We start from the raw sequence: 5,433 nt of genomic DNA on the forward strand, positions 1-5,433 counted from the left end.
GGCCCGATCCTACCTACGCAGCCGGCAACGCCAGCCAGAAGTGGTCAGGAGTTACTTTGCGGAAGAGCACGTCCGATATGCGGCAACATGACCTCAAGCTGTCAAACATTTAGTGCTCTCCGTAGTAGTCAAGTTGTCAGTCAAGCTGGCGGCGTCTGAGGCCGTTGAACCTCGTCATTCCTCAATGGTAGTGCCTTTGTGTCTTGGTGGTGAAACACCAATACGTGTTCATCTGTGGTTACCCACGCCGAGTCCGTAGCTCCGAATTCTGAACTCTGGATTCTGACCTCTGACCTATCCGTTCCCGTGGAGCGCCGTCGGCCGACTTTCAGTCAGGTGTTCGGATTGGAGATGGACGCGGAGCCGCCCGGAGCCTCTTGACGCTTCCTATTGAATTAAGTGCTGTGTCTCCGAAACCTCCTGCCTGCTCATCCACAAGTCAACACAGCGGCCGGCGGGCACGAGCCCGCCGGCCTCTTCCTTCCCAACCGAGCCGGTTACGGCGCGATCGGGGCGACGACGTTGAAGACATCGGTACGGATGGCCTGCAGCACGGCCTCGGTCAGGCCGCGCGCCTTCCACTTCGCGACCAGGATGGCCGCTTCCTTCGCCAGCGACTCGCCGGAGATGTCCTTGCGCGAAAGCGCCCACATCTCCCGGCCGAAGCAGAGGTAGAACGGGTAGGTGATTACGGACACACCCGCTCCATCACAGACCTGCTTCACTTGCAGCTCCATCGCCGCGATCATCGGGTAGATTGCCGACACGCTCTGCAGCATGGCCGGCCGCTTGACATCGAGGGTCGCCTTGATGCGAGTCGTATCGAACTTCGCATCCCAATTGGCGATCCGTTTGGTTGGGTCTATCATAGACCCTCCTTTCCAACCTCGGACCTTTCGGATTCGTGAGGCCTGAACTCATTCAAGCCCCTTCGCTCAGTTATACGAAGAAGGGCGCCGGTCGCGACAAGAAAGAAGGCCCCTGCACAAGGCAGGGGCCTGATGGGCAGCGCTACCTAGCTAACGCGCGCAGGCGTCCCCGAAGAACTGCCGCGCATTGAACTTGGGGTGCTTCTTTGCGAAAGAGCGGAAGGCACCCTCGAACAGGACGATGCTCTCAAGTGTCGGCCGGAGTGACTCAGCGAGCTCTGGGTAGCGCCGTAGATATGCCTCTACGGACACCTTCTTCCCCGACCGTCGAGCACTGGCAAACAGTTCTATGGCTGTCAACTCAGCGTCAGTCGGGCGGTGGCCCGGAGTTTCCGTGGTGTTTTTCATGATCAATGCTCTCAATATGATATCTGTGATGTTTCTTGATATGAATTCTGTTAGTTTGATGTGTTCAGTGTGTTCAGTGTGTTCAGTGTGTTGGGTGTGCTTTGTTGGCGCTAGACCATGCGCTTCAGTGCATCCATGCCGTTCTTGTACGCGTAACCTACCTGGCGTGTCGACAGCTTCAGCTTGCGTGAGATCTCGGGGAAGTTCAGTCCTTCCCTCCAGTAAGCCCAGATCACATCCCGCTGTCGCTTCGGCAGTCGGTCCGTCAGCCCGACGAGGTACTTCTGGAGTTCCACTTGCCGGATGCGAGCATCGCGCGGACACTCCCTCTCGTCCGGGCAGGCTTCGTCCAGGTCTTCCGGCGGTACCGCCTCGACCATGCGAGCCGGGCCACACTTCCGCTTCCGCATCTGGTCTATCACCAAATGCTTGGCGATGGAGTACACCCAAGTCCTCAATGAGGCCTTTGCCCGGTCGAAACGGTGACGGTGCCTGAACGCCTTGACTAGCGTGCATGACGCGACTTCGAACGCCCCTACCTCGTCATAGCCGAACTCACGCTTCAGCCATCTCGTCAGCCCGCCCTCAAGCCTCCAAATGGCCACAAATAGGGCGTCGTCCGTGGCCACATCCTGACTCGCAGATATCTTCATCTGCACGTGTCCTTTGCCGTGGCTCGTTCTTGTTAACCGGACGGCTAGGCGGGGCCACGGCTAAGCGCCTCGCCGTTCGGGGTCGGTTCCTAGTGCAGCCATGGGTCCTCCTTTTGAGTACACCCTATTATACGCAAGATGGGGGCCGAAACGACAAAGAACCTTGAGATAACGTAGAATCTGGCCATCGGGCATGACGCCTCAAGCGGCTATCCCTTCTGTTCGGGTGCGTGTGGCCGATTTCATGTCCTGACTGCCGATTGCCATCACGGCAATCGTTGCCATGCTGCTCTACTCGCAATCTCAGGTCGCTCCGAGGAACTGCTGAACAGCAGCGCCGCACCTTGACCCTCGGCCCTTTTATGCTATAACTCTCGGCATGTTTGGCCGGGTCTTTCTTCCGTCTGGTAGGTTGGGGCAATACTGATGCCTCGCATGTTCGACACGCCCGAGCCGCAACATTCGAGCGGTATTCGCGATAACCGCGACCGCGGACGAGTCGGGGATTTCCTGCGCTCCAAGATCCGCGAAGGCTCAAGACTCTCGGTAGTCTCTGCCTACTTCACAATCTATGCATTCGATGCTCTGCGGGAACACCTGCTAGGTGTCAACCAGATGGACTTCCTGTTTGGCGAGCCGAGTTCAGTCAGGTCCCTGGACCCATGCAAGACAGAGGCGAAGGCCTATATGATCGACGACGATGGCCTCGAGCTTGCGCGCCGCTTGGAGCAGAAGCGCGTCGCCAAGGAATGCGCTAACTGGGTTCGAGAGAAGGTCAACGTCAGGTCAGTGAAGCGAGCGGGCTTCGTGCACGGCAAGATGTACCACGTCGCAAGCGGCGACATCCAGGACGTGATCATCGGTAGTTCCAACTTCACGGTGCGAGGGCTCGGCTTGGCGCCATCTGGTGGGAACATCGAGTTGAACCTCGTAGTCGACAGCAATCGGGATGTTCGTGACCTGAAGGCCTGGTTTGATGAGATGTGGAATGACCCGGCACTCGTGGAGGACGTGAAGGAGGAAGTCCTGCGGAGCTTGGACAGGCTCTACAGTGACCGCGCTCCTGAGTTCATCTACTACAAGACCCTCTATCACATCTTCGAGAAGTACCTGAGTGACAACGCCCAGACGAAGGCAGACTTGGAGGCGACAACCCTTCTCGATTCCGGCATCTGGAAGCAGCTCTTCGAGTTCCAGCGAGACGGCGCGAAGGGTGCCATCAACAAGATACTCTCGCACAACGGCTGCGTCCTTGCCGACAGTGTCGGCCTCGGCAAGACCTTCGAGGCGCTCGCCGTCATAAAGTACTTCGAGCTTCGGAACGAGCGTGTGCTCGTGCTCTGCCCCAAGAAACTGCGTGATAACTGGACGGTGTACACTCAGAACGACCAGCGCAACCCCTTCTTGGCCGACAGGTTCAGCTACGACGTCCTCTCGCACACAGACCTCAGCCGTGATACAGGCATGAGTGGTGACATCAACCTGGCCGCGCTCAATTGGGGCAACTACAACCTCGTGGTCATCGATGAGTCGCACAACTTCCGCAACAACACTCCAGGGCGCCGCGACGAAGAGGGCAACATAGTTAAAAAGAGCAGGTATCAGCGTCTAGTGGAAGACGTCATTTCCAATGGCGTTAAGACCAAGGTCTTGATGCTTTCTGCTACGCCTGTAAACAACACTCTCAAGGACCTTCGTAACCAACTCGGGTTCATTACCGCCGGCAGCGATTCCGCCTTTGAGAAACAGCTTGGTATCGGCAGTCTGGTGGAGTCTCTGCGCAAGGCGCAGGAGCACTTCACAAAGTGGTCCAGGCAGAAGCCCGAAGCGCGCAAAACTGCGGACCTGATATCGCGCCTGGGAGCAGACTTCTTCAGACTTCTGGACGGACTAACCATCGCCCGTTCTCGTCAGCACATCCGCAAGTACTATCAGCGGGAGATGTCGCGACTTGGCGGTTTTCCGACCCGCGCGAAACCCATCGCGATATATCCCGACATCGACACCAAAGGCCTGTTCCTATCTTACGATAGGCTGAGCGACGAGATCAGCGGCTACAAGCTCTCGATATTCAACCCGTCCCAATTCGTCCTGCCAAAGCACCGGGCGGAGTACGAAGAAGGCGTCGCCGGGTTCAAGCAGTCACAGCGCGAAGGCTTCCTCATCGGCATGATGAAGGTGAACTTCCTCAAGCGGCTGGAAAGCTCGGTGCATTCGTTCGAGCTCACGCTGAAACGGACTATCGACAAGATAACCGACCTGGAAGACCGGCTGACGAAGTACAAACAGTATCGCGAGCAGAACCCAGAATTAGACCCTGACTCGTATGAGCCAGACTACCTGGATGACGACGAACTCCGCGATGCGTTCGAGGTTGGACAGAAGAAGAAGTTCAAGGTCGTCCACTTGAACGTGGATGGGTGGCTCGAAGAACTCCACCGCGACAAGAAGCAGTTGAACGGCCTGTACCTTCACGCCAAGGACGTTGGCCCAGACCGCGACGCCAAGCTGGCCGAACTGAAGAAGCTCATCTCTGCCAAGGTCCGACAGCCGAGCATCAACCGTCTTGGGAATCCCAACCGTAAGGTGCTGGTCTTCACTGCGTTCGCCGATACGGCCAAGTACCTGTATGAGCAACTGCACTCCTGGGCGCGTGAGGAACTGGGAGTGCATGCAGCTCTGGTCGTCGGCACCGGGGAGAATCAGTCCACGTTCCAGCCCAAGGGCTACTCAGGCCAAACCGACTATGCCAATATCCTCATCAACTTCGCACCGCATTCCAAGGAACGTGACAAGATAGGCGCGATGCCACAATCCGGCGAGATAGACCTGCTCATTGCCAGCGACTGCATATCAGAGGGTCAAAACCTTCAGGACTGCGACCATCTCATCAACTATGACATTCACTGGAATCCGGTGCGTATCATCCAGCGCTTTGGGCGAATCGATCGTATCGGCAGTCTTGGTAGGACGGTGCAATTGGTCAACTTCTGGCCCACCCAAAACCTGGACAGATACATTACGCTCAAGACGCGGGTCGAAGCTCGCATGGCCCTGGTGGACCTCGCGGCCACGATGGAAGACAACCTGCTAGAGCCCGAGGACATCCAAGACCTCATTACGGAGGACCTTCAGTATCGGCACAAGCAACTAGTACGGATGCGCGACGAAGTGCTCGACCTGGAAGACCTGAAGGACGACAACATCTCTCTCACGGAGTTCACGCTCGACGACTTCCGGATGGAACTGCTGAGGTATATCGAAGCAAACCGGGCACAACTGGAAGAAGCACCCCTCGGCCTGTACGCAGTCGTCCCGCCAGACCCGCAATACGCAGTCATCGAGCCAGGTGTCGTTTTCTGTTTCCGGCAGAGGAATGGAGCATGTCCCTCGGTTAGTTGAAATTCCTAGCGGCTCCCACATCACTTTAGGCAACTCTCTCTGTTGCGTCAATTTCTTTCGGTGACGCGGACCGTTCCAGTGCACTCAGCAATGCGGGGATG

3 protein-coding genes are annotated in these 5,433 nt (G+C 57.1%); 1 reads left to right on the forward strand and 2 read right to left on the reverse strand.

Translation table 11 applies throughout. From position 1 onward, the window contains the following. Window positions 1–497 precede the first annotated feature (497 nt). Both FJY68_13185 and FJY68_13190 read right to left on the reverse strand, forming a co-directional pair. On the reverse strand, window positions 498–869 hold the full coding sequence (locus tag FJY68_13185) for a hypothetical protein (protein MBM3332778.1): 372 nt from the start codon (window positions 867–869) through the stop codon (window positions 498–500). Between the two features lie 518 nt (window positions 870–1,387). Next, window positions 1,388–1,930, reverse strand: a complete 543-nt coding sequence (locus tag FJY68_13190) for a sigma-70 family RNA polymerase sigma factor (protein ID MBM3332779.1) — start codon at window positions 1,928–1,930, stop codon at window positions 1,388–1,390. A gap of 435 nt (window positions 1,931–2,365) precedes the next feature. On the opposite strand from FJY68_13190, the gene FJY68_13195 reads away from it, so the two are divergent. Further along, window positions 2,366–5,332 carry an ATP-dependent helicase gene (locus FJY68_13195; GenBank protein ID MBM3332780.1) on the forward strand — a complete coding sequence of 989 codons (2,967 nt, stop codon included), beginning with the start codon at window positions 2,366–2,368 and terminating at the stop codon, window positions 5,330–5,332. Window positions 5,333–5,433: the final 101 nt, after the last annotated feature.

The organism is candidate division WOR-3 bacterium (assembly GCA_016867815.1).
Classification (GTDB): Bacteria; Hydrothermota; Tepidihabitantia; order Tepidihabitantales; family Tepidihabitantaceae; genus UBA2258.

What these genes read in the sequence shown, in the direction of transcription:
- FJY68_13190 (MBM3332779.1), bottom strand. Translation starts at nt 1,930, where the DNA reads ATGAAGATATCTGCGAGTCAGGATGTGGCCACGGACGACGCCCTATTT.
- FJY68_13185 (MBM3332778.1), bottom strand. Translation starts at nt 869, where the DNA reads ATGATAGACCCAACCAAACGGATCGCCAATTGGGATGCGAAGTTCGAT.
- FJY68_13195 (MBM3332780.1), top strand. Translation starts at nt 2,366, where the DNA reads ATGTTCGACACGCCCGAGCCGCAACATTCGAGCGGTATTCGCGATAAC.